26 protein-coding genes are annotated in these 24,273 nt (G+C 61.6%); 17 read left to right on the forward strand and 9 right to left on the reverse strand.

The features are described 5' to 3' along the window. Window positions 1–43: 43 nt before the first annotated feature. From BZL41_RS13310 to trpC, 9 genes are all read left to right on the forward strand, one after another. Entirely contained in the window at window positions 44–1,291 is a 1,248-nt protein-coding gene (locus BZL41_RS13310; RefSeq protein ID WP_095599735.1) for an ABC transporter permease, read from the forward strand. Window positions 1,292–1,367: 76 nt separating this feature from the next. Continuing rightward, entirely contained in the window at window positions 1,368–2,195 is an 828-nt protein-coding gene (locus BZL41_RS13315) for an ABC transporter permease (protein WP_084335964.1), read from the forward strand. Between the two features lie 72 nt (window positions 2,196–2,267). Then, on the forward strand, window positions 2,268–3,308 hold the full coding sequence (locus tag BZL41_RS13320; RefSeq protein ID WP_095599736.1) for an ABC transporter substrate-binding protein: 1,041 nt from the start codon (window positions 2,268–2,270) through the stop codon (window positions 3,306–3,308). A gap of 84 nt (window positions 3,309–3,392) precedes the next feature. Then, window positions 3,393–4,067 carry a ribulose-phosphate 3-epimerase gene (rpe, locus tag BZL41_RS13325; RefSeq protein WP_095599737.1) on the forward strand — a complete coding sequence of 225 codons (675 nt, stop codon included), beginning with the start codon at window positions 3,393–3,395 and terminating at the stop codon, window positions 4,065–4,067. After that, window positions 4,064–4,753, forward strand: coding sequence for a phosphoglycolate phosphatase (locus BZL41_RS13330; RefSeq protein ID WP_174706167.1), 690 nt, complete (start codon window positions 4,064–4,066; stop codon window positions 4,751–4,753). Before rpe ends, BZL41_RS13330 begins: the two co-directional genes overlap by 4 nt. A 198-nt stretch (window positions 4,754–4,951) precedes the next feature. Further along, the gene (trpE, locus tag BZL41_RS13335) at window positions 4,952–6,433 is read left to right on the forward strand and encodes an anthranilate synthase component I (protein WP_095599738.1); all 1,482 of its coding nucleotides are present in this window, start codon (window positions 4,952–4,954) and stop codon (window positions 6,431–6,433) included. A gap of 11 nt (window positions 6,434–6,444) precedes the next feature. Then, window positions 6,445–7,038 carry an aminodeoxychorismate/anthranilate synthase component II gene (locus tag BZL41_RS13340; protein ID WP_095599739.1) on the forward strand — a complete coding sequence of 198 codons (594 nt, stop codon included), beginning with the start codon at window positions 6,445–6,447 and terminating at the stop codon, window positions 7,036–7,038. A gap of 9 nt (window positions 7,039–7,047) precedes the next feature. Beyond that, window positions 7,048–8,094 (forward strand): anthranilate phosphoribosyltransferase, encoded by a 1,047-nt coding sequence (gene trpD / locus BZL41_RS13345; protein ID WP_095599740.1) that lies wholly within the window; start codon window positions 7,048–7,050, stop codon window positions 8,092–8,094. Then, window positions 8,091–8,927, forward strand: a complete 837-nt coding sequence (trpC, locus tag BZL41_RS13350; RefSeq protein ID WP_095599741.1) for an indole-3-glycerol phosphate synthase TrpC — start codon at window positions 8,091–8,093, stop codon at window positions 8,925–8,927. Before trpD ends, trpC begins: the two co-directional genes overlap by 4 nt. Before the next feature lie 60 nt (window positions 8,928–8,987). Here the strand turns inward: trpC and crp are convergent, their stop codons facing one another. Next, window positions 8,988–9,632 carry a cAMP-activated global transcriptional regulator CRP gene (crp, locus tag BZL41_RS13355; RefSeq protein WP_084335956.1) on the reverse strand — a complete coding sequence of 215 codons (645 nt, stop codon included), beginning with the start codon at window positions 9,630–9,632 and terminating at the stop codon, window positions 8,988–8,990. 238 nt (window positions 9,633–9,870) lie between these two features. On the opposite strand from crp, the gene BZL41_RS13360 reads away from it, so the two are divergent. Together BZL41_RS13360 and speD are read left to right on the forward strand one after the other, a co-directional pair. After that, window positions 9,871–10,293 carry an OsmC family protein gene (locus BZL41_RS13360; protein WP_084335955.1) on the forward strand — a complete coding sequence of 141 codons (423 nt, stop codon included), beginning with the start codon at window positions 9,871–9,873 and terminating at the stop codon, window positions 10,291–10,293. A gap of 219 nt (window positions 10,294–10,512) precedes the next feature. After that, a complete protein-coding gene (speD, locus tag BZL41_RS13365; protein WP_095599742.1) occupies window positions 10,513–11,307 on the forward strand; it encodes an adenosylmethionine decarboxylase in 795 nt (264 codons plus the stop codon). A gap of 73 nt (window positions 11,308–11,380) precedes the next feature. On the opposite strand, the gene coq7 is transcribed toward speD, so the two are convergent. Beyond that, window positions 11,381–12,028 carry a 2-polyprenyl-3-methyl-6-methoxy-1,4-benzoquinone monooxygenase gene (coq7, locus tag BZL41_RS13370; protein WP_095599743.1) on the reverse strand — a complete coding sequence of 216 codons (648 nt, stop codon included), beginning with the start codon at window positions 12,026–12,028 and terminating at the stop codon, window positions 11,381–11,383. A gap of 95 nt (window positions 12,029–12,123) precedes the next feature. Continuing rightward, complete coding sequence (locus BZL41_RS13375) at window positions 12,124–12,462, reverse strand: histidine triad nucleotide-binding protein (RefSeq protein WP_095599744.1); 339 nt, start codon at window positions 12,460–12,462, stop codon at window positions 12,124–12,126. Window positions 12,463–12,552: 90 nt separating this feature from the next. Here BZL41_RS13375 and BZL41_RS13380 point away from each other — a divergent pair, with 90 nt between their 5' ends. Continuing rightward, window positions 12,553–14,034, forward strand: coding sequence for an AAA family ATPase (locus BZL41_RS13380; RefSeq protein WP_095599745.1), 1,482 nt, complete (start codon window positions 12,553–12,555; stop codon window positions 14,032–14,034). A 9-nt stretch (window positions 14,035–14,043) separates the two neighbouring features. Here the strand turns inward: BZL41_RS13380 and BZL41_RS13385 are convergent, their stop codons facing one another. The 4 genes from BZL41_RS13385 to hemJ all read right to left on the reverse strand — a co-directional run bounded on the left by BZL41_RS13385 (window position 14,044) and on the right by hemJ (window position 17,456). Next, window positions 14,044–14,832: an SDR family oxidoreductase gene (locus tag BZL41_RS13385; RefSeq protein WP_095599746.1), complete on the reverse strand. Its 789-nt coding sequence runs from the start codon at window positions 14,830–14,832 to the stop codon at window positions 14,044–14,046. Between the two features lie 64 nt (window positions 14,833–14,896). Continuing rightward, window positions 14,897–15,931: a DUF805 domain-containing protein gene (locus BZL41_RS13390; RefSeq protein ID WP_095599747.1), complete on the reverse strand. Its 1,035-nt coding sequence runs from the start codon at window positions 15,929–15,931 to the stop codon at window positions 14,897–14,899. Window positions 15,932–16,033: 102 nt separating this feature from the next. Next, window positions 16,034–17,014, reverse strand: coding sequence for a nitronate monooxygenase family protein (locus BZL41_RS13395; RefSeq protein WP_095599748.1), 981 nt, complete (start codon window positions 17,012–17,014; stop codon window positions 16,034–16,036). Between the two features lie 13 nt (window positions 17,015–17,027). Then, a complete protein-coding gene (hemJ, locus tag BZL41_RS13400) occupies window positions 17,028–17,456 on the reverse strand; it encodes a protoporphyrinogen oxidase HemJ (protein WP_095599749.1) in 429 nt (142 codons plus the stop codon). A gap of 132 nt (window positions 17,457–17,588) precedes the next feature. On the opposite strand from hemJ, the gene argC reads away from it, so the two are divergent. From argC to erpA, 4 genes are all read left to right on the forward strand, one after another. Further along, window positions 17,589–18,623, forward strand: a complete 1,035-nt coding sequence (argC, locus tag BZL41_RS13405; protein ID WP_095599761.1) for an N-acetyl-gamma-glutamyl-phosphate reductase — start codon at window positions 17,589–17,591, stop codon at window positions 18,621–18,623. Beyond that, the gene (locus BZL41_RS13410; RefSeq protein ID WP_095599750.1) at window positions 18,623–19,348 is read left to right on the forward strand and encodes a DUF6776 family protein; all 726 of its coding nucleotides are present in this window, start codon (window positions 18,623–18,625) and stop codon (window positions 19,346–19,348) included. Before argC ends, BZL41_RS13410 begins: the two co-directional genes overlap by 1 nt. 4 nt (window positions 19,349–19,352) lie before the next feature. Next, window positions 19,353–19,766, forward strand: a complete 414-nt coding sequence (locus tag BZL41_RS13415; RefSeq protein WP_095599751.1) for a polymer-forming cytoskeletal protein — start codon at window positions 19,353–19,355, stop codon at window positions 19,764–19,766. Window positions 19,767–19,840: 74 nt separating this feature from the next. After that, window positions 19,841–20,191, forward strand: a complete 351-nt coding sequence (gene erpA / locus BZL41_RS13420) for an iron-sulfur cluster insertion protein ErpA (RefSeq protein ID WP_095599752.1) — start codon at window positions 19,841–19,843, stop codon at window positions 20,189–20,191. Between the two features lie 53 nt (window positions 20,192–20,244). Here the strand turns inward: erpA and BZL41_RS13425 are convergent, their stop codons facing one another. Together BZL41_RS13425 and BZL41_RS13430 are read right to left on the reverse strand one after the other, a co-directional pair. Then, on the reverse strand, window positions 20,245–21,336 hold the full coding sequence (locus tag BZL41_RS13425) for an anhydro-N-acetylmuramic acid kinase (RefSeq protein WP_095599753.1): 1,092 nt from the start codon (window positions 21,334–21,336) through the stop codon (window positions 20,245–20,247). 4 nt (window positions 21,337–21,340) lie between these two features. Further along, complete coding sequence (locus BZL41_RS13430; RefSeq protein ID WP_095599754.1) at window positions 21,341–22,774, reverse strand: peptidoglycan DD-metalloendopeptidase family protein; 1,434 nt, start codon at window positions 22,772–22,774, stop codon at window positions 21,341–21,343. Window positions 22,775–22,967: 193 nt separating this feature from the next. Between BZL41_RS13430 and tyrS the strand changes: the two genes are divergently transcribed. Further along, window positions 22,968–24,167, forward strand: a complete 1,200-nt coding sequence (gene tyrS, locus BZL41_RS13435) for a tyrosine--tRNA ligase (RefSeq protein WP_095599755.1) — start codon at window positions 22,968–22,970, stop codon at window positions 24,165–24,167. Window positions 24,168–24,273: the final 106 nt, after the last annotated feature.

Raw genomic sequence — 24,273 nt, forward strand, 5'->3', positions numbered from 1 at the left:
GTTTCCGGGTCGCCGTCGGGCGGCCCTCCTTGCGGAGTTCGCCATGGCCATCGCAGTGCCCCTGAACGAGGTCGCCGGCCCCAGCCTGAAGCAGCGTCTGGCGCGTGCCGAGCGCTTCAACCGGTTCAAGGCGCAGGCGCTGATCCTGCCCCTGCTGCTCTTCCTCCTTTTGACCTTCCTGGTGCCGATCGCCGCGTTGCTCTACAAAAGCGTGAAGAACCCGGAAGTGGTGACGGCGCTGCCGCAGACCGTAGAAGTCATCCGCGACTGGGATGGCAAGTCCCTGCCGCCGGAAGCGGTTTACCGTGCCTTGGCCACGGATTTGAGTGCCAAGGGCGCCAAGCAGGCCCTGGGCGACCTGTCCAAGCGTCTGAACATGGAGCTGGCCGGCTATCGCAGCCTGCTGAGCAAGACCGCGCGGGCGCTGCCGTTCGACAGTGAGCCGGCCTCGTACAGGGAGGCACTGGAAGGGCTCGACGAGCGTTGGGGCGATCCGGCGTACTGGCAGGCGATCCGCCGCAACACCCATGCGGTTACACCGTACTACCTGCTGGCCGCCCTCGATCATCGGATCGACGACCTCGGCGAGCTGGCGCCGGCCACGCCGGACCAGGCGATCTACCTGGATATCTTTGCCCGCACCTTCTGGATGGGGGCGGTGATCACCGCGATCTGCCTGGTGCTGGCCTACCCGCTGGCCTATTTGCTGGCCAATCTGCCGACACGCCAGAGCAACCTGCTGATGATCCTGGTGCTGCTGCCGTTCTGGACCTCGATCCTGGTGCGGGTCGCGGCCTGGATCGTGCTGCTGCAGTCCGGCGGCCTGATCAACGGTGCCTTGCTCAAGCTCGGTCTGATCGACCAGCCGCTGCAATTGGTGTTCAACCGCAGCGGGGTCTACGTCGCCATGGTGCACATCATGCTGCCGTTCATGATCCTGCCGATCTACAGCGTGATGAAGGGCATCTCGCCGACGTACATGCGTGCGGCGATCTCCCTGGGCTGCCACCCGTTCGCCAGCTTCTGGCGGGTGTACTTCCCGCAGACCGTGGCGGGTGTGGGGGCGGGTTGCCTGCTGGTGTTCATCCTGTCCATCGGCTACTACATCACCCCGGCGCTGCTGGGCAGCCCGAACGACCAGATGATCAGCTACTTCGTCGCCTTCTACACCAACACCACCATCAACTGGGGCATGGCCACGGCCCTTGGCGGGCTGCTGCTGTTCGCCACCCTGGTGCTCTACGTTGTGTACAGCTGGCTGGTCGGCGCCAACCGGCTACGCCTGGGTTGATCGGCGCGCCCCGGCCGTACGCCGGGGCTTCTGGAGGGTCCACGGACCCTAGACGATGCGTTTGGAGAAGTAGGCCATGCTGAGCCCCTATATGTCGCCCGCCGAGCGGGTCTGGTTCTATACCCTGCGCGGCATCTGCGCGCTGGTGCTGCTGTTCCTGGTGCTGCCGGTGCTGGTCATCGTGCCGCTGTCGTTCAACTCCGGTTCCTTCCTGGTCTACCCGTTGCAGGGTTTCTCCCTGCGCTGGTACGAGGCCTTCTTCACCTCGGCGGAATGGATGCGTTCGCTGAAGAACAGCATGATCATCGCGCCGGCCGCGACCCTGCTGGCGATGGTCTTCGGTACCCTGGCCTCCATCGGCCTGACCCGTGGCGAGTTTCGCGGCAAGGCGCTGATCATGAGCCTGGTGATTTCGCCGATGGTGGTGCCGGTGGTGATCATCGGTGTCGCCAGCTACCTGTTCTTCGCGCCCCTCGGCCTGGGCAACAGCTACCTGTCGCTGATCCTGGTGCACGCGGTACTTGGGGTGCCCTTCGTGATCATCACCGTCTCCGCGACCCTGCAGGGCTTCAACTACAACCTGGTGCGCGCCGCCGCCAGCCTCGGTGCCTCGCCGCTGACGGCATTCTTCCGGGTCACCCTGCCGCTGATCGCACCCGGCGTGATCTCCGGCGCGTTGTTTGCCTTCGCCACCTCGTTCGATGAAGTGGTGGTGACGCTGTTCCTCGCCGGCCCCGAGCAGGCGACCCTGCCGCGGCAGATGTTCAGCGGTATCCGCGAGAACCTGAGCCCGACCATCGCCGCCGCCGCGACGCTGTTGATCGGTTTCTCGGTCCTGTTGCTGCTGACCCTCGAATGGCTGCGCGGTCGCAGCGAGAAGATGCGTACCCAGCAGCCCGCCTGATCGCCGGGACCGTCAGGCGCCGGCATGACGGCTGCGCCCGGGCAGCCGTTCTCTCTACAAGGAAGACATTCGATGCTCAAGCACAGCTTGCGCTGGACTCTGGCCGCTCTCTGCCTCGGTGCTGCGAGCACCGGTCTCGCGGCGCAATTGATGGTGGTCTCGTTCGGTGGCGCGACGCGCGACGCCCAGCGCGATGCCTTCTACAAGCCGTTCAGGGCAGCCACCGGCACGGTGGTGATCAATGGTTCCTACAACGGCGACTTCGACAAGCTGCGGCGCATGCAGGCGGCCCAGCATGTCAACTGGGACGTGGTCGAGGTGGAAGCGCCGGAGCTGGTGCGCGGTTGCGAGACGGGCCTGTTCCAGCCCCTGGATGCGCAGGAGTTGGGCGACACCCAGGCGCTCATTCCCGGCGCGCTACGCCCCTGCGGCGTGGGCACGTTCGTCTGGTCGATGGTATTGGCCTACGACAGCCAGCGATTGCCGCAGGCGCCGCAGGGGTGGGCCGATTTCTGGGATGTGCAGCGCTTCCCTGGTAATCGTGGGTTGCGCAAGGGCGCCAAGTACAACCTGGAGTTCGCCCTGCTGGCCAGCGGCGTGCCGGCGGAGCAGGTCTATTCCCGTCTGGCGACCCGGCAGGGGGTGGACATGGCGTTCGACAAGCTCGATCAGCTCAGGCCCCACATTCGTTGGTGGCAGGCCGGTGAAGAGCCCATCCGGGGCTTGAATGACGGCAGCCTGCTGATGAGTGCTTCCTACAGCGGACGCATCGGAGCGGCCCAGGACCAGGGGGCCGCCCTGCAGTTGGTATGGCCAGGCAGCATCTACGACTTCGATTACTGGGCCATCCCCAGCGGCAGCTTCAACAGCCGCGAGGCACTTCAGTTCATCCGCTTCGCCAGTCAAAAAGAGACGCAGCAGGTCTTTGCCGAGCGCATTCCCTACGGGCCGGTCAACAGCCGGGCGCTGGCCGGCCTGGCGCCCGAGCGGGTGGCACGGTTGCCCACCGCGCCAGCGAACATGGCGCAGGCATTGCCCATGGGCGTGGAGTTCTGGATCGAACACGGCGACGAGCTGGAGCAGCGCTTCGAACGCTGGCTGGCACGCCCCTGACGGCGGGCGGTACGACGGCCGTCCGCGCGGCGAGCCGGCTCTCTCGGGTACAATGCGCGCCTCCGTGATTTCCCGAGGTGCGCCATGCAGCCCTTTGCCATTGCTCCGTCGATCCTTTCCGCCGACTTCGCCCGCCTCGGCGAGGAGGTGGACAAGGTCCTCGCCGCCGGGGCCGACATCGTCCATTTCGATGTGATGGACAACCACTACGTGCCCAACCTGACCATCGGTCCGATGGTCTGCGCGGCGCTACGCAAGTACGGCATCACCGCGCCGATCGACGCGCACCTGATGGTCAAGCCGGTGGACCGCATCATCGGCGACTTCATCGAGGCCGGCGCCAGCTACATCACCTTCCACCCGGAAGCCTCCGAGCACATCGACCGCTCCCTGCAACTGATCCGCGACGGCGGCGCCAAGGCGGGCCTGGTATTCAATCCGGCGACCCCGTTGGACGTGCTCAAGTACGTCATGGACAAGGTCGATATGATCCTGCTGATGAGCGTGAACCCTGGCTTCGGCGGACAGAAGTTCATCCCCGGAACCCTCGGTAAGCTGCGCGAGGCGCGCGCGCTGATCGACGCCTCGGGGCGCGACATCCGCCTGGAGATCGATGGCGGCGTGAATGTGAAGAACATCCGCGAGATTGCCGAGGCGGGTGCGGATACCTTCGTCGCCGGTTCGGCGATCTTCAACCAGCCCGACTACAAGGCGGTGATCGACGCGATGCGCGCCGAGCTGGCCCAGGCCAAGGCGTGAACGGACTCGCGCAACTGTTCCCCGGACGCCTGCCGCGTCTGGTGATGTTCGATCTGGACGGCACCCTGATGGATTCCGTCCCTGATCTGGCGGCAGCCGTCGACCGCATGCTGGCCGATCTCGGCCGGGCACCCGCGGGGCTGGAGCGGGTGCGCGAGTGGGTTGGCAACGGTGCCCAGGTGTTGGTGCGCCGGGCGCTGGCCGGAGGATTGCAGCATGAACATGTCGACGACGCCGAAGCCGAGCGGGCCTTGCAAATGTTCATGCAGACCTACGCCGACAGCCACGGCTTGACCACCGTCTATCCCGGCGTCCCGCCGACCCTGGACTGGCTCAAGGCACAGGGCATTCCCCTGGCCGTGGTGACCAACAAGCCGGAGCGCTTCGTCGCGCCGCTGCTGGAAGAAAAGGGGCTCGGCGGCTATTTCCGCTGGATCGTCGGCGGCGATACCCTGCCGCAGCAAAAGCCCGATCCGGCCGCCTTGCATTGGGTGCTGGACAAAGCCGGCGTGGCGCCGGCCGATGCGCTCTTCGTCGGCGATTCGCGCAACGATGTGCTGGCGGCCAGGGCGGCGGACGTGACTTGCGTGGCGATGAGCTATGGCTATAACCATGGACGTCCCATCGCCGAAGAAAATCCGGCGCTGGTTCTCGACGATCTGCGCCAGCTGCTGCCGGGCGGTTGATTCGGGCCGGCGCCTGCGCTAGTGTGGCCGGACGTCTTCAAACCCCGCCGAGAGATCAGATCGTGGTGGTCACCTGCAAACTCTGGATGAAGGTCATCAAGGCCCTGGCCCGTTGGCGCTGGCGCGCCTGATCTTGTCTGTCGCCGGACCGCCGGCGCGTTTGCACCCGACCGTTACCCTCAAGCCACGAGGCTGATCATGAACCGCGAAGAATTCCTGCGCCTGGCCGATGCCGGCTATAACCGCATTCCTTTGGCCTGCGAGACGCTGGCCGATTTCGATACCCCGCTGTCCATCTACCTGAAACTGGCCGACGCGCCTAACTCCTACCTGCTGGAGTCCGTGCAGGGCGGCGAGAAGTGGGGCCGTTATTCCATCATTGGCCTGCCCAGCCGCACCGTGCTCCGTGCCTATGGGCATCGTGTCAGCATCGCGACCGATGGCGTCGAGGTGGAGCGGCATGACGATTGCTCCGATCCACTGGCCTTCGTCGAATCCTTCAAGGCGCGCTATCGCGTGCCGACGCTGCCTGGACTGCCGCGCTTCAATGGCGGACTGGTCGGCTACTTCGGCTATGACAGCGTGCGCTACGTCGAGCCCAAGCTGGCCCAGTGTCCGAATCCCGATCCGCTGGGGACGCCGGATATCCTGCTGATGGTCTCCGATGCCGTGGTGGTGTTCGACAACCTGGCTGGGAAGATTCACGCCATCGTCCTCGCCGATCCGGCCGAGGAAAACGCCTACGAGCAGGGACAGGCCCGTCTGCAGGACTTGCTGGAGCGACTGCGCCAGCCGATCACGCCGCGACTCGGGGTCGACCTGAATGCCCCGGCCGGCCGCGAACCCGAGTTCCGTTCCAGCTTCAGCCGGGGGGACTACGAACGGGCGGTCGACGCGATCAAGGAATACATCCTGGCCGGCGACTGCATGCAGGTGGTGATCTCCCAGCGCATGTCCATTCCCTTCCAGGCGGCACCTATCGATCTCTACCGCGCCCTGCGCTGCTTTAATCCGACGCCCTATATGTACTTCTTCAATTTCGGCGATTTCCACGTGGTGGGCTCGTCGCCGGAAGTGCTGGTGCGTGTCGAGGACAATCTGGTGACGGTCCGTCCGATCGCCGGCACCCGACCGCGTGGCGCCAGCGAGGAGGCCGACGTGGCGCTGGAGAAGGACCTGCTCTCGGACGCCAAGGAGCTGGCCGAGCACCTGATGCTGATCGACTTGGGCCGCAACGACGTCGGCCGGGTCTCGGAGACGGGTTCGGTCCGCCTGACCGAAAAAATGGTCATCGAGCGCTATTCCAACGTGATGCACATCGTGTCCAACGTCACCGGCCAGTTGAAGGCTGGCATGAGTGCGATGGATGCACTACGGGCGATCCTGCCGGCCGGTACGCTGTCCGGCGCGCCGAAGATTCGCGCCATGGAAATCATCGACGAGCTGGAGCCGGTCAAGCGCGGTGTCTACGGCGGTGCCGTCGGTTATCTGGCCTGGAACGGCAACATGGACACCGCCATCGCCATCCGCACGGCGGTGATCAAGGACGGCGAACTCCACGTCCAGGCCGGCGCAGGAATTGTCGCCGACTCGGTGCCCGCGCTGGAGTGGGAGGAAACCCTGAACAAGCGGCGCGCCATGTTCCGTGCCGTCGCCCTTGCCGAACAGACCGCGAAGTGAAGGAGTCTGCCATGCTGCTGATGATCGATAACTACGACTCTTTCACCTACAACGTGGTGCAGTACCTGGGCGAGCTGGGTCAGGACGTCAAGGTGATCCGCAACGACGAGCTGAGCGTCGCCGATATCGAAGCGCTGAGTCCCGAGCGCATCGTCATTTCCCCCGGCCCCTGTACCCCGACCGAAGCTGGCGTTTCGCTGGCGGTGATCGAGCGTTTCGCCGGCAAATTGCCGATCCTGGGCGTCTGCCTGGGGCACCAGAGCATCGGTCAAGCGTTCGGCGGCGATGTGGTGCGTGCCCGCCAGGTGATGCACGGCAAGACCAGCCCGGTATTTCATGAGAACCAGGGCGTCTTCGCCGGCTTGAACAATCCCTTGACCGTCACCCGCTACCACTCGCTGGTGGTCAAACGCGAGACGTTGCCGGACTGTCTGGAAATCACCGCATGGACCCAGTTTGAGAACGGTGAGGTGGACGAAATCATGGGGCTGCGCCATAAGACTCTGAACGTCGAAGGCGTGCAGTTCCACCCCGAATCGATCCTGACCGAACAAGGGCATGAGCTGTTTGCCAACTTCCTGAAACAGACCGGCGGTCGCCGCTAAGGAGCAGTGATGGATATCAAGGGCGCGCTGAGCCGTATCGTCGGCCAACTGGACCTGACCACCGAGGAAATGCAATCGGTGATGCGGGAAATCATGACCGGGCAGTGCACCGACGCGCAGATCGGTGCCTTCCTGATGGGCATGCGCATGAAGAGCGAGACCATCGACGAAATCGTCGGGGCCGCCCAGGTGATGCGTGAGCTGGCGGCACCGGTGAACATCCAGGCCGAGCGTCTGGTAGACACCTGCGGCACCGGCGGCGACGGCATGAACATTTTCAATGTCTCCACCGCGGCGGCCTTTGTGGTCGCCGCGGCGGGCGGCAAGGTGGCCAAGCACGGCAATCGCGCGGTTTCCGGCAAGAGTGGCAGCGCCGATCTGCTGGAGGCGGCAGGCGTCTACCTGAACCTGACGCCGGAGCAGGTGGCGCGTTGCGTCGAGTCCGTCGGGGTCGGCTTCATGTTCGCGCCGGCTCATCACGGGGCGATGAAGCACGCCATCGGCCCGCGCCGGGAACTGGCGCTACGCACTATCTTCAACATGCTCGGCCCGATGACCAACCCAGCGGGTGTCAAGCATCAGGTCATCGGCGTGTTCAGCCAGGCGCTATGTCGACCGATGGCGGAGGTGTTGCAGCGCCTCGGCAGTGTGCACGTACTGGTGGTGCATGCGCAGGATGGGCTGGATGAAATCAGCCTGGCCGCACCAACCCATGTCGCCGAGCTGAAGGATGGCACCGTTAGCGAATACAGCATCCAGCCGGAGGATTTCGGTATCAAGAGCCAGAGCCTGATCGGCCTGACCGTGGAGACGCCGCTGGCATCGCTGGAGCTGATCCGCGACGCGCTCGGCCGTCGTAAGACGGAAAACGGGCAGAAGGCTGCCGACATGATCGTGCTCAACGCTGGCGCGGCCCTGTATGCCGCGGACCATGCCAGCAGTCTGAAGGAGGGCGTGCAGTTGGCCCATGATGCGCTGCACACCGGCCTGGCCCGCGAAAAGCTGGAGGAGCTGGTGTCCTTTACCGCGGTGTTCCGACAGGAGAATGAAGCGTGAGTCTGCCGACCGTTCTGGAGAAAATCATTGCCCGCAAGGCGGAAGAAGTGGCCGAGCGCCGGGCGCGCCTGGGGCTGGCGGAGCTTGAGCAACTGGCCCGTGACGCCGACGCGCCGCGCGGTTTTGCCCAGGCCCTGCTTGAGCAGGCCAAGCGTAAGCAGCCGGCGGTGATTGCCGAGATCAAGAAGGCATCGCCAAGCAAGGGTGTATTGCGAGAGAACTTCGTGCCGACGGAAATCGCCCGGAGTTACGAAGAGGGTGGGGCGACCTGCCTGTCGGTGCTGACCGATGTGGACTTTTTCCAGGGGGCCGACGCCTATTTGCAGGAAGCCCGTGTGGCCTGCAGCCTGCCGGTGATCCGCAAGGACTTCATGATCGACCCCTACCAGATCGTCGAGTCGCGGGCCTTGGGTGCCGATTGCGTGCTGTTGATCGTCTCCGCTCTGGACGATGTGCGCATGGCGGAACTGGCGGCCACCGCCAGGGATGTCGGCTTGGATGTGCTGGTCGAAGTGCACGATGGCGATGAGCTGGAGCGGGCGCTGAAGACGCTGGATACCCCCTTGCTGGGCATCAACAACCGCAACCTGCACACCTTCGAGGTCAGCCTGGAAACTACGCTCGACCTGCTGCCGCGGATTCCGCGCGACCGCCTAGTGGTCACCGAGAGCGGCATCCTCAATCGGGCCGATGTGGAGCTGATGGAAATCAGTGAGGTCTATGCCTTCCTGGTCGGAGAGGCTTTCATGCGTGCCGAGAACCCTGGCCTGGAATTGCAGCGCCTGTTCTTCCCGGAGAAAACGCGCGCGGTAATGGGCGCCGATCCGGGTTGATGGGTTCGGCTCGAATGGAAAAAAGCCGGCAATTTTGCCGGCTTTTTTCTTGTGCGCCCGTCAGCGGGTGCCGTAGACCACCATGGTCTTGCCCTTGACGTGTACCAGTCCCTGCTCCTCGAGGCTTTTCAGAACACGACCGACCATTTCCCGCGAGCAGCCGACGATGCGGCCGATTTCCTGGCGGGTGATCTTGATCTGCATGCCGTCGGGGTGGGTCATGGCGTCCGGCTGCCGGCACAGGTCCAGCAGGGTACGGGCGACACGGCCGGTGACGTCGAGGAACGCAAGGTCGCCGACCTTGCGCGTGGTGTTGCGCAGACGTTCGGCCATCTGACTACCGAGTGCGTAGAGGATATCCGGGTCCTGTTGGGTCAGTTCGCGGAACTTGGCATAGCTGAGTTCCGCCACTTCGCACTCGGTTTTCGCGCGCACCCAGGCGCTGCGTTCTTTCTCCGAGCCTTCCTTTTCGAACAGTCCCATCTCACCGAAGAAATCTCCCGAGTTGAGATAGGCGATGATCATTTCGCGCCCGTCGTCATCCTCGATGAGGATGGTGACCGATCCCTTGATGATGAAGTAGAGGGTTTCGCATCGATCGCCCGCATAAATGATGGTGCTCTTCGCCGTGTAGCGGCGGCGGTGACAATGCGCGAGGAGTTTATCGAGGTGCTTGATTTTAGGTGTAAGGGTGATCGCAACCATGCCCGAGTCCCGAAAAATAAAAGGATAAGCCTTTGTCCAACAGGCAATTTCTTATAGTTGTCCGGCCAAGTGTGCCAGTAATCCGGCGCCAGCTTAACAGACGCACCTGCTCAGTCCATGTGAAATTGCGATCCAGCTAACACCTGGGCGGCACTTTTTTGTCACTTCGCTGTCCTGCAGGGGGCCCGAAGTGTCTTGTGATAAGCTAGCGCACCTTTTCATATAGCGGAATCCAGCGATGAAAGCACGTATCCAGTGGGCTGGCGAGGCCCTTTTCGTTGGCGAGTCCGGTAGCGGCCATGCCGTTGTCATGGATGGGCCGCCGGAGAACGGCGGACGCAACCTCGGGGTGCGGCCGATGGAGATGCTGTTGCTCGGCCTGGGTGGCTGCACCAATTTCGATGTGGTGAGCATCCTGAAGAAGTCCCGGCAGCCGGTGGAAAGCTGCGAGGCGTTCCTAGAGGCCGAGCGGGCTAGCGAAGATCCCAAGGTGTTCACCAAGATCCATGTGCACTTTGTCGTCAAGGGGCGCGGCCTCAAGGAAGCCCAGGTAAAGCGCGCGGTAGAGCTGTCGGCGGAAAAATACTGCTCGGCCTCCATCATGCTGGGGCGTGCCGGCGTCGAGATCACCCACGATTACGAGATCGTCGAACTGGGCTGAGCCGATATTCCGGCCATCACAAAACGGGCGCAAACTCTGGCGGAGGACGCCACTCCTCTGCATAATGCGCCCCCATTTTCAGGGGGCTCGAGCCTCCGACCAAACGACCACAATCGCCAACGCGAAGAGGTGTTAACCGTCCTACGCAGACGCGTCGTTCGCATCTGACGGGCATGCTCAATCACGCGGCAGAGCCGCATACACAGAGAGTTTCCTACGGTGAAAAGCAAACTCAAGCTCCACGGGTTCAACAACCTGACGAAGACCTTGAGCTTCAACATCTACGACATCTGCTACGCCGAGACACCGGAGGACCTTCAGGCCTACGTGCAGTACATCGACGAAGAATACGATGCCGAGCGTCTGACCCAGATTCTCACCGATGTCGTGGATATCATCGGCGCCAACATCCTGAACATTGCCCGTCAGGACTACGACCCGCAGGGCGCCAGCGTAACCATCCTGATCTCCGAGCAACCGGTGACGCCCACCGAAAGCCAGATCGAGGAATCGCCCGGCCCGCTGCCGGAAACCATCCTGGCGCATCTGGATAAAAGCCACATCACCGTGCATACCTACCCGGAAATCCATCCGGTGGACGGTATCGCGACGTTCCGCGTGGATATCGATGTTTCCACCTGTGGGGTGATCTCGCCGCTGAAGGCGCTGAACTACCTGATCCACCAGTTCGATTCGGACATCGTCACGGTCGACTACCGGGTTCGTGGGTTCACCCGTGACGTCGAAGGCCGCAAGCACTTCATCGATCACGAGATCAACTCGATCCAGAAGTACCTGTCCGAGGACACGCGCGAGGCCTACCAGATGACCGACGTGAACGTGTACCAGGAGAACCTGTTCCACACCAAGATGCTGTTGAAGGACTTCGACCTGGACAACTATCTGTTCGGCGATGCGGCCAGCAATCTTTCCGCGGAACAGCGTGAACAGGTCACCCAGCGCCTGAGGCACGAGATGCTGGAAATTTTCTACGGGCGGAACATGCCGCGCTGACAGCGGTGCACGCACCGAATGGAATGAAGAAGGGCGCCCATGGCGCCCTTCTTTTTGTCCGGCTGCTGCGGCGCTATATCCGGTAGGTGCTCTTGGTCATGACCTTGGACAGGAGCGTCATGCCGAATTTCACCGGTGCGGGAAAACGAAGCCCGCCCGCTTCCAGCGCGGCAGTGGAGTGTTGCTCCTCGTCGAGGCGCATCTGTTCGAGAATGGCGCGGGACTTGCGGTCTTCCTGGGGTAACTGGTCGAGATGTTCGTCCAGATGCTTGCAGACCTGGTCCTCGGTAGCGGCGACGAAACCCAGGCTGACTCTGTCGCTGATCAGTCCGGCCATGGCGCCCACGCCGAAGGACAAACCGTAGAACAATGGGTTGAGTACGCTGGGGTGGCTGCCCAGCTCCCGGATTCGTTGCTCACACCAGGCCAGGTGGTCGATTTCTTCATCGGCGGCCTGCTCCATGGCGCTGCGCACTTCAGGAAGCTTGGCGGTCAGCGCCTGCCCCTGGTAGAGAGCCTGGGCACAAACCTCACCCGTGTGATTGATGCGCATCAGGCCGGCCACGTGGCGGGCGTCGCTCTCGTTCAGTTCGGCGTCCGGTTGGACGATGCCGGGCGAGGGACGATAGGGCTGGCCGCTGAAAGGCAGCAAGGTGCGCAGCGCGGCATCAGCCTGCAGCAGCAGGCGATCGACGGGGGAGTAGTGACGTTCGGTGGCCATGGGCACCTCCGCAATGGTTCTGCCGGTGCAGTGTACTGGAATCGCAGGGACCGGTCTTGACCGCGGTCATGCGCAAGCCCGGTCCCGCATGGCCATCAGCCCGGCGGCCAGTGCATCTGGCGTTGGCCGAGGACATGCATGTGAATGTGGTAAACCGTCTGGCCACCCTGCTCGTTGCAGTTCATCACCAGGCGGAAGCCGGCCTCGCAGCCTTGCTCCCTGGCCAGGCGTTGTGCGGTGAAGAGGATGTGGCCGGCGAGGGCTTTGTCGTCTTCGCTCAGGTCATTGAGGGTTGCGATGTGCTTCTTCGGAATGACGAGGAAGTGCACGGGCGCCTGCGGGCCGATGTCATGAAAGGCGACGACGTGCTCGTCTTCATAGAGCTTGCGCGCAGGGATTTCCCCGGCGACGATCTTGCAGAACAGACAGTCCACGGACAGTCTCCCGGTCTGTTATCAGAAGCCCCGAGTTTAACGGGGCGAAGTGTGCCCGGCCAGTCTCGGGCGGTATCACAAGGAGCGAGAGTGAAGAACGATATCCATGATCTGGGCCTGGTGCTGGATTCCAAGGTCAAGCTGGTGGTCATCGAGTCCTGGGACGAGTCGCGGGTGCTGGAAATGCTCACCGGTCTTGCAGTCAAAAGGGGGTTGGGCCTGCAGGTCTGGTCGGTGACCGAGGGGCTGCAACGCTTCGGTTTTGGGGGCGCGATGGAGAGCGAGGGGGACACGCGTGAGCCCGAGACCGCGCTCAAGCTGATCAAGCATGATCCGCAACCCAACCTGTACGTGTTATGCGACCTGCATCCCTTTCTTTCCGACAATCCCCGTCTGGTCCGCCTGCTGAAGGAGGTGGCGATGGCCGATGGAATGCACAAGCCCACGGTCGTCCTGGTTTCCCATGCCTTGAAGCTGCCGGCGGAGGTGCAGCGGTACGCGGCGCGCTTCTCCCTTGCCTTGCCGACGGAAGAAGAGCTGCTGGCGATCGTCCGCGAAGAGGCGGCGCGCTGGAGCGAACGCAATCATGGCAACCGGGTGCGCACGGACAACCGGACCTTGCAGCAGGTGGTGAAGAACCTGCGCGGCGCCAGTCATGCAGAAGCGCGAGCATTGGCTCGCAACGTGATCTGCGACGATGGCGCGATCACCCAGGAAGACCTGCCGGAGCTTAATCGCACCAAGTTCCAATTGCTGGATCTGGAGGGTGTCCTGAGTTTCGAATACGACACCGCGCGTTTTGCTGACGTTGGTGGCTTGGCCAATCTCAAACGCTGGCTGGCCGAGCGGCAGAGCGCATTTCTCGACGGCAAGACGGTGGATGCGCCCAAGGGGGTGCTGCTGGTCGGTGTCCAGGGTGGTGGCAAGAGCCTGGCGGCGAAAGCAGTGGCCGGGCTCTGGGGGCTGCCATTGCTGCGTTTGGATTTCGCCTGTCTGTACAACAAGTTCTTCGGCGAGACCGAGCGCAACCTGCGAGAGGCCTTGCGCCTGGCCGAGCAGATGGCGCCGTGCGTGCTGTGGATGGACGAGGTGGAGAAAGGCTTGGCTACCGGCGAGCAGGATGGCGGTGTCAGCCAGCGTGTGCTTGGCACTTTGCTGACCTGGATGGCCGAGCGCAAGGCTCCGGTGTTCATGGTAGCGACGGCCAATGCCATCGATCGCCTGCCGCCTGAACTGGTGCGCAAGGGGCGCTTCGATGAGCTGTTCTTCGTCGATCTGCCGGACCCGTCGGTACGTGCGGACATCTTCCGGATTCACCTGGCGCGCCGGGAACTCGATGCGGAGACCTTCGATCTGGCCGAGCTGGCGGCAGTCAGCGAAGGGTTCACCGGGGCGGAGATCGAACAGGTGGTGGTCAGCGCTCTGTATGCCAGCCAGGCGCGGCAACAGAGCGTGGATCAGGCGCTCTTGCTGCAGACCATCCAGGGTACCGCCCCTTTGTCGGTGGTAATGGCCGAGCAGTTGGCCGCCTTGCGGGCATGGGCCAGGGGGAGGACGGTCGAGGCAGGGTGATGGCTGTGCTCAGCCGGCCATTGCCAGACGATTGCGCCGCGCGGCCAGGCGATTGACCAGCCAGCGCGGCGCCAGTCGACACGACAGACCCAGCAATCGATTGCGCCAGCCCGGAACGATGATCCCCCGGTTCTTCTCCAGCGCCCGGACGGCAACCAGTGCGACTTCTTCCGCACTGAGCGCCCGTTTGCAGGTAGAGAGATCATTCGCAGCGATACCGCTCTTGTCCCTGAATGCGGTACGAATGGGGCCAGGACAGAGGACCGACACCCTCACGCCCTTGGACTTCAGTTCGTCGCGAAGCCCTTCGGAGAAGTTCAGCACGTAGGCTTTGCTGGCGTGGTAGCTGCTCATCCAGGCGCCGGGGTGAAAGGCGTCGAGTGCGGCGACATTGAGAATCTGGCCGCCACCGCGCTCGGTCATGTGCTGGCTGAAGGCGTGGCAGAGACGGGTCAATGCCAGCACGTTCACTTCGATCTGTTCCTGGAGGCGTCCCCAGTCCTGTTCGATGAGCGGGCCCGACACACCGATTCCGGCGTCGTTCACCAGCAGATCGATCTGCCGCTCGCCCTGCTCCAGTTCATGCAGCAACCCGGAGAGCTGCAAGGGCTCGCTCAGGTCGCAGACACGAAAGAGCACTTCGACACCGAAGCGTTGGGTCAACTCGCAGGCCACGCTTTCCAATGCAGTACGGGTGCGGGCGACCAGCAGCAGATTCCGCCCTCGGCGCGCCAGTGCTTCGGCCAGGGCCAGTCCCAGGCCGCTGGAGGCTCCGGTGATCAGGGCGTAACGGGGCATTGCAGGTTCTCCGGGAAACGACCGGCGTTGGACCGCGCCGGTCGCTTCGAGTTACGGCAGGACTTCACTCTTCTTCGGCGGCGTCCCATTCCGGTGCTGCGGCTGCGGGATCGGCCGCTTCCGGATCGTAGCTGTAGTCGCTGGGCATATCGAAATCGCTTCCGAAGCCGGTCATGGCTTCCAGCATGCCCAGGCCACCGGCGATCGCAAAAATGAAAATCAGCGCCAGCAGAGCCAGCCAAAGCGAGGCAAGCACCTTGACTGCCGTGCTGTTCGGCGGCTGCGGCGGTCCATAGCGGTTGGCGCTGGCGGTGCCAGGGATGATCAGCATCAGCAGGGGGAAGACGGAACCGACGATAGGCACCAGGTTGAGCAGGAACAGCCAGCCCGACCAGCCGATGTCGTGCAGACGCTGGACGCCAATCTGGACGCTGACCACCAACAGGCCGATGAACACCAGCGACATCAGCAGGATGCCAACCGTATCGGCGATGGCGAATCCGGCGGCAGCGATACCCAGAAGGCCGGCGGCGGCGAGGGTCATGACCAACGACCAGGCCAGATAGCGCAGGCGACCGATTCGTCCATTGGTAGTGAAGACCTTGAGCTCTCCGAATTCCGGCAACTCCTCGCCTACCTGGGCTTGTGGTGGTGCGTAGGGCGAAGGAGAGACGGTCGGCGCGGTCTTTTCGAGCTGCGTCTGACGGGCCAAGTACTTTTCGATGATGATGCCGCAGGCCGAGCATTCGGCGGCCTGGGGTTGCTCATGGCCGCACTTGGGACATTCCATTCGGGCCGTGCTGGTAGGTGGGGCGGACTCGACGGGGCGATGATCGTCGGTCTCCACCAACGTCAGCGAGGCAGCCTGATCCGGCTCCTTGCGAACCTTGGCGCCGGCGCGCTGCAAGGCGGTCAGGTATTTGTCGGCCTCGCTCTCGGGAAGGTCCCGCTTCAGCGCAACGGCGCTGCCGCTGAACAGGTTGTCGATCTTCGCGCGGTCGCTCTTGAACAGACGGGCGAGATTGTCCTTGACGGTATCCAATGCCATTTCAGGCATCACTTCACCGTTGAAGACGATCTTGTAACGGGCTTCGGACATGCGGGCTTCCCTGTCGGCGAGATGAGAAGCACAGCGTAATGGGGCCATCAGTAGCCAGACAAGCGGCCGGTCACACAATTTTTGTGCAGAGAGTCTCTGTTTTTAGCGGTTCCGGCTACCTGGCCATCGTTCGGACAACTGTGTCGCACGGGACAGTGCCTGCCGGTACTCGTCATCCAGGCGGGCGACCAGTTCCGCTACGGTCGGCATGTCATGGATTTCGCCGACACCCTGGCCCGCCGACCATACGGTTTTCCAGGCCTTGGCCTCATCGTTCAGCGGCTTGAGCTTCTCGCCGTAATTGATATCGCCCTTGTCGTTCAGGCGGGCCATGTCGTAGCCAGCGGCCTCCAGACTCTGGCGCATGAAACTGGCCGGTACACCGGATACCGCTGGTGTATGGACGATGTCGGCAGCCTTGGCATCGATGATCATCTGCTTATAGGCCATCTCGGCGTTGCTTTCCCGGGTGGCGATGAAACGTGTGCCGAGATAGGCCAAGTCGGCGCCGAGCACTTGGGTGGCGAGGATTTCGTGGCCATGATTCAGGCAGCCGGCCAGCAGCAGTGTCTTGTCGAAGAACTGGCGAATTTCGGCGACCAGGGCAAATGGACTCCAGGTTCCCGCATGTCCGCCGGCGCCCGCGGCCACGGCAATCAGCCCGTCGACTCCGGCTTCGGCGGCCTTCTCCGCGTGACGCCTGGTGGTGACGTCATGGAACACCAGACCGCCATAGCTGTGTACCGCGTCTACCACTTCCTTTACCGCGCCGAGACTGGTGATCACGATGGGCACCTTGTGCTCGACACAAAGCTCCAGGTCTGCCCGCAGGCGTGGGTTGCTCTGGTGAACGATCAGGTTCACCGCATAGGGGGCGGCCTGTGGCAGAGCCGTGAGGCCCGCTTCGATCTCCTCCAGCCAGGCCTTGAAGCCGCTGCTTTCCCTTTGGTTCAGGGCGGGAAAGCTGCCGACGATTCCTTGCTCGCAACAGGCCAGGACAAGTTTCGGATTGGAAACCAGGAACATTGGTGCCGCGACCAGTGGTAGACGCAGGCATTGTTCGAGTAGGGCGGGAAGCGACATGGCGCACCTCGGGTCAGAAAGGTCGGACGATTACCAGGATCACGATGGCGAGCAGGAAAAGCACCGGGACTTCGTTGAACCAGCGGTAGAACACATGGCTGCGGGCGTTCTCGCCACGAGCGAAGCGCTTCAATTGGGCACCGCAGACATGGTGATAACCGATCAGCAGTACGACCAGAGTGAGCTTGGCGTGCAGCCAGCCCTGGCTGAAGTAATAGCCCGGATTGAGGCTGATCAACCAGATGCCGAAGAACAGCGTGGCGATCATCGAGGGCATCATGATGCCCCGATAAAGCTTGCGTTCCATGATGCAGAAGCGCTCCCGGCTGGGAGCGTCCTCGCTCATCGCGTGATACACGAACAGCCTCGGCAGATAGAACAGGCCTGCGAACCAGCAGACCATGGCGATGATGTGCAGGGCTTTGAGCCACAGGTAGAGCATGCGCGACCTTCCTTCGACAATGTGACGCGATAGTAGAGGCTGGGTGATCAACCGTCATCCTGGCTGTTGGCCCATGACCGAAGCAGCTTTATCATCGGCAGCTTTCCAATGGTTTCGTTCAAGGGGCGCATTATGGTCAAGGTCGGTATCGTCGGCGGCACGGGATATACCGGGGTGGAGCTGCTGCGCCTGCTGGCGCAGCACCCGCAGGCTGAGGTGAAGGTGATCACCTCGCGCTCCGAGGCCGGGGTGAAAGTCGCCGATATGTATCCGAACCTGCGCGGCCATTATGACGACCTGGCGTTCAGCGTCCCGGATACGGCCACGCTGGGCGCCTGTGATGTGGTGTTTTTTGCCACGCCGCATGGCGTTGCCCATGCCCTTGCCGGCGAACTGCTGAATGCCGGAACGCGGGTGATCGATCTGTCCGCCGATTTCCGTCTGCAGGATGCGGAGGAGTGGGCGAAGTGGTATGGCCAGCCCCACGGCGCGCCGAACCTGCTGCCTGAGGCCGTTTACGGACTGCCTGAGGTCAATCGCGAACAGATTCGCACTGCCCGGCTCATCGCTGTTCCGGGCTGCTACCCCACTGCAACTCAGTTGGGTCTGATTCCACTGCTCGAGGCGGGGCTGGCCGACACGTCGCGCCTGATTGCCGACTGCAAGTCCGGGGTCAGCGGTGCCGGTCGCGGTGCGAAAGTAGGTTCGCTGTTCTGCGAGGCTGGTGAAAGCATGATGGCCTATTCGGTCAAAGGACACCGCCACCTGCCGGAAATCAGCCAGGGCTTGCGGCGTGCGGCGAAAGGCGATGTCGGCTTGACCTTCGTGCCGCATCTGACTCCGATGATTCGCGGTATCCATGCCACTCTCTATGCGATTGTGGCCGACAAATCGGTCGATCTGCAGAGCCTGTTCGAGCAGCGCTATGCCAACGAGCCTTTCGTCGATGTGATGCCGGCGGGCAGTCATCCCGAGACAAGGAGCGTGCGCGGTGCCAATGTATGCCGGATTGCCGTGCATCGTCCGCAGGGCGGTGATCTGGTCGTGGTGCTTTCGGTGATCGATAACCTGGTCAAGGGGGCATCCGGCCAAGCGGTACAGAACATGAACATCCTCTTCGGGCTCGATGAGCGTCTTGGCCTGTCCCACGCTGCTCTGCTGCCCTGATGGCAGGCTGGGAGGTCCGCTTCACCGATCCTCGCCGCGAGCGTTTCCTGCGGCTGGCGTTGCTCATATTGTTGATCGCCGTGCCAGCCGCCTTCTGGGCTGGGCAGTGGTGGACGGCTCGTGACGTACGCGAGACGCTGGATCAGCGTCAGGCGCTTCTGATGCGACTGGCAGAGCAGGAACACGAAATCGAGCAGTTGCGCCAGCGACTGGCCGTGGTGGCTAGCGGTGAGCGCCTCGGACAGCAGGCCAACGAGCAGAACCGGCTAACCATCAAGTTGCTCGAAGAGCAGATCTTCAAGCTGCAGCAGGATCTGGCTTTTTATAAAGGTGTGCTGGCTCCGGCCAGTCGTCGAGAGGGGCTGCGTATCCGTGCCTTTGAGTTACACACCACGGATAATTCCCGGCAATTCCGCTACAAAGCGCTTCTCAGTCGGGTGGGCAAGGATGACAAACCGCTGGAGGGGCAACTGCACATAACGGTGCAAGGGCTGCAAAACGGCAAGGATGTCAGCCTGGAACTGTCAGACTTGTCCGACGAGTTGGCCGAAAAGGCCATTCCTTTCGCTTTCAAGCATTTCCAGGCGTTTCCGGAAGGTGGCCGGTTCGCGGTGTTGGAATTGCCTGAGGGCTTCGAACCCCGTCAGGTCAAAGTGCGCGCTGAGGTCAAAGGCCAGCGGCAGCCATTGGAGCGCACATTCAAGTGGATCGACGAGGATAAATGATTCTATGTGGAACAAAACTAAACCCAAGGCGGACATCCAGAAGTTCAGTGGAAGAACCAGCGTAATTGCCGCCGGAGCCGAATTGATCGGCGATATGCGTTTCCAAGGCGCGGTTCAGGTGGATGGGCGCTTGTCCGGCAACCTGCTCGCTACCGAGGGGCTGGTTCGTGTCAGTATCGAGGGGCAGGTCCAGGGTGAGATTCGGGCACCCCATGTCATCTTGGATGGCGAGGTGATCGGAGACGTCTATGCTAGCGAGCACCTTGAGCTCGGAACTCGTGCCCGTGTTCGCGGTAATCTGCATTACGGTCTGATGGAAATGGCAATGGGAGCCCAGATCGAGGGGCGGTTGTGTCACATCAAGGATGGAACGCCCAGGACGCTGGAGCTGCCTGCGAGCCTCGAGGCTGATCAATAGTTGACCGCTTTTGTAGGGTAAGTGGATAATGCGGGCCAAAGTGGTATGGCGTATCGCGCCGGGAGATTAGCAACATGAGTGTCGAAACCTTCACCCCTACACCCTTGTTGTTCACACAAGGGGCGGCGAGCAAGGTGAAGAGCCTGATCGATGAAGAAGGCAATCCCCGCTTGAAGCTTCGTGTCTTCGTCACGGGAGGCGGGTGTTCTGGCTTCCAGTATGGTTTCACATTCGACGAAGACATCGCCGAGGACGATACCATCGTCGAGCGCGAGGGGGTCAGCCTGGTTGTCGATCCCATGAGCTTCCAGTATCTCGCCGGCGCTGAAGTCGATTACCTGGAGGGACTGGAAGGTTCGCGCTTCGTTATCAATAACCCGAATGCGGCAACGACCTGTGGCTGTGGGCAATCCTTCTCGATCTGAAAGTAATTGATTGACCAAAACGCCGCGCTTTAGCGCGGCGTTTTTATTTGAGATCAGGCGGGATAGATCGCCCCGAGCACTCTCAACCCCCGGGCGCCGGTTACGCTTGGCCGGTTGGCAGGAATGCCTTCCAGACAGCAATGGGCCAGCCAGGCGAAAGCCATGGCTTCTACCCAATCCGGCGGGATGCCATGCTCTGCGGTGCTGCTGACCTCACAGTCGGGCAGGCGGCCGGCGAGTCTGGTCATCAGTGCCTTGTTGTGGGCGCCTCCTCCACATACCAGCAGTTTTTCGGTGTTTTGCTGCGTAGCCAGTAGAGCGTCGGCGATGCTTGATACGGTCAGCTCCAGCAGTGTGGCCTGGACATCTTCCGGTGCAATGAGGGGCATGTTGGAGAGCAGGTTTTCCAGCCAGGGAAGATTGAACAGCTCGCGACCCGTACTTTTAGGTCCCTGAGTATGGAAGAACGGGGTCTGCAGCAGAGCGGTAAGCAACTGGGCGTTGACCTGCCCGCTGGCTGCCCAGGCACCGTCACGGTCGTAGCTCTCTCCCCGCTGCCGATGAATCCAGGCATCCATCAGCACATTACCCGGTCCGCAATCGAAGCCTCGTACGGGATGTTCGGGCTGCAGCAGGCTCAGGTTGCTGAACCCGCCGACATTCAACACGGCACGAACGCTATCTGAGCCCCCAAATAATGCTTCGTGGAAAGCGGGCACCAAGGGGGCGCCTTGTCCGCCTGCGGCGACATCCCGGCTGCGGAAGTCCGCAACGACGCTAATGCCGCTCAGTTCCGCGAGCAATGCCGGATTGCCGATCTGGATGGTGAAGCCGCGTATCGGCTCATGGCGAACGGTCTGACCGTGGCTGCCAATGGCCCGGATGTCCTGCGGTTTCAATTGCTGCTGCTGTAGCAGAGTGCAGACACCTTCCGCGGCCAGCTCTACCCACCGTTGTTCGGCTATGGCCGCGCGAGCCAACTCATCGGGACCCGAAGTGCAGAGCGCTAGCAGCTCATGGCGCAAGTCTGCTGGCATGGGAAGGTAATGGGTGGCGAGGAGGGTGGTTTGATCGGCTTGTTCGATCAGGGCAATGTCCAGTCCGTCCAGGCTGGTACCGGACATCACCCCTATATAGCGCTGCATATGATCAGCGCTTGTTCTGGGCCAGCATGGTGGCCTTTTCCTGGTCCATGCGTGCCATCAGCGGCTTGCTGATCTGCATGAAACGCTGCTTATCGCTGCCGGCAATCGGGTCTGCCATCGGCAGTTTCTGGCTGAGCGGGTCGACATGGACGCCGTTGACCTGGAACTCGTAATGCAGGTGTGGCCCAGTGGAGAGGCCAGTAGTGCCGATGTATCCGATGATTTGTCCCTGCTTGACGCTACTACCGGTACGAACGCCTTTGGCGAAGCCCTGCATATGAGCGTACAGGGTGCGGTAGCTATTGCCGTGCTGAATGATCACGGTATTGCCATAGCCGCCCTTGCGACCGGCCAGGATTACCTTTCCATCTCCGGCGCTCTTAATTGGCGTTCCACGCGGTGCGGCGTAATCGACACCCTTATGGGCGCGAATCTTGTTCAGGATCGGGTGGCGACGGCCATTGGAAAAGCGCGAGCTGATCCGGGCGAAATCCACCGGTGTCCGGATGAACGCCTTGCGCATGCTATTGCCGTCGGCGTTGTAGTAGCTGGTGGTACCTTGCTTGTTGGTATAGCGCACCGCTGTGTAGGTCTTGCCCCGGTTGGTGAAGCGGGCGGCGAGAATACTGCCGTGACCGACTTGCTTACCGTTGACCACTTTCTCTTCGTAGATCACTTCGAATTCGTCGCCGCGACGAATGTCCAGGGCGAAGTCGATGTCATAACCAAAGACATTGGCCAGATCCATGGTCAAGTTGTGAGACAAGCCGGCCCGCTTGGCCGCCACGAAAAGCGAGCTGTCGATTACGCCGTGGGCGTAGGAGGGACGGATGTCCGGCTTGGTCAGATCGCGCTTGAAGCTATAGCTCTTTTCCGTCCGGCTCAAGCTGATGCTTTCCAGGTCGCTCAGCTTCGTCTGCAAGCTTTCGAGCTGTCCGGAATCATCCAATGTGAAGTCGATAACCTGACCAACCTTGAGGCGAGTCAGTTGCTTGGCTTCTTTATCGCTGCTCAGAACTTCGTGAACTGTCGTGGCGGGGAGTCCAACCTTTGCGAAAACGGTGGAAAGCGTGTCGCCGTTGCTCACTGTCACGGATTTATGACGTGGATCGGTAACTACTTCGCTAATGGCCTGCTCGGTATCGTCATCTTTGTCCGCGTCTTGTTCGGCGCGTTTCTGGTTCTCTGTTGAACTTTCGATCGTGGCAAACGGAGTTTTTTTCCCTTCCTGCTCGGTCAGCTCCGGTCGGAGATCGTCTTTTTCTTGGATGACCTGCTCGGATCCGTTGTCCAGATCGAGTGTGAGGTAGGTCTTCTTCGCCTCGACTTCACGCGAGGGGAACACCAGCAAGGCCAGGCTGAGCAACGCAGCTACGCCGCTGGCAGCCAGCAAATGGCTTTTCGGGTAGAGCGGAGCTTTGGGTGCTTTATACGTCATGGCATCCGGTGTTTTTTGGAATATGAAATAACTGTATAAAATATAACCAAAAGCGCTCGGAGGCAACCCTTGGGTTGCCTCGGGCTGGGATGGGGTGGCTGGATGGCCCGGTGCGGGCGCAAAACTTGTAATTGGTCAGCGATCTTGTATGTTTGGTTCCCTTTCGTCTGTCGAGCGGTTGAACGAGTCCTGTATGAAGTCGGTTGAAGAGCAGCTCGCGCTGATCAAGCGTGGTGCGGAAGAGGTTCTGGTTGAATCCGAGCTGGTTGAAAAGCTCAAGCGTGGCCAGCCGTTGCGTATCAAGGCGGGGTTCGACCCGACGGCGCCGGACCTGCACCTCGGGCACACGGTGCTTATTAATAAGCTGCGCCAGTTTCAGGATCTCGGTCATCAGGTCATCTTCCTGATTGGTGACTTCACCGGAATGATCGGCGACCCCAGCGGTAAGAGCGCCACTCGTCCGCCGCTGACGCGTGAACAGGTCTTGGAGAACGCTGAGACCTATAAGGCTCAGGTATTCAAGATTCTTGACCCGGCCAAGACCGAGGTGGCGTTCAATTCGACCTGGATGGATGCGCTTCGCCCGGCGGACTTCATTCGGCTTGCATCGCAGTACACGGTGGCTCGCATGCTGGAGCGTGACGACTTCAGTAAGCGGTACTCCGGCAATCAGCCGATCGCCATTCATGAGTTCCTTTATCCGTTGGTTCAGGGATACGACTCGGTTGCGTTGCGGGCTGACGTCGAGCTGGGTGGAACGGATCAGAAGTTCAACCTGCTGATGGGGCGCGAGCTGCAGCGTGCTTATGGTCAGGAGTCTCAATGCATCGTCACCATGCCTTTGCTCGAGGGGCTGGACGGTGTGAAGAAGATGTCCAAGTCCTTAGGGAACTATGTCGGCATACAGGAAGCGCCAGGTGTCATGTATAGCAAGCTGGTATCGATCCCTGATGCACTGATGTGGCGTTACTTCGAGCTGCTCAGCTTCCGCTCGATGGATGAAATCGCCGAGCTCAAGGCTGATATTGAGAAAGGCGCCAATCCGAGAGATATCAAGATCAAGCTTGCCGAGGAAATTGTGGCGCGCTTCCATGGTGAAGAGGCTGCGGCGAGTGCGCATCGTTCGGCAGGTAATCGAATGAAGGACGGCGAGCTGCCTGATGACTTGCCAGAAATTGAAATTACATCGGCTGAGGATATGCCCATTGCGGCTGTGCTCAATAAGGCTGGCTTGGTGAAAAATGCGGCCGTGGCCCGTGATCTGCTAGGAGCCGGAGGGGTGCGGGTCGACGGTTCTGTTGTTGATCGCTCCTTTGTCTTTGGCTTGGGCAAGGTGCATGTCTGCCAGGCCGGCAAAAAGTCTTTTGCTCGAGTGACCTTGAAGGCGGAGTAAAAAAGTCGTTGACGGCTGTTCGAATGGTTCTATAATGCGCGCCACTTCCGGCGCAGCCTGAACGAAAAACTCCTTGATAATCAAAGAGTTGAGTAAGTAAAAGGGG

Source organism: Pseudomonas sp. PIC25, from assembly GCF_002286785.1.
Lineage (GTDB): Bacteria > Pseudomonadota > Gammaproteobacteria > Pseudomonadales > Pseudomonadaceae > Pseudomonas_M.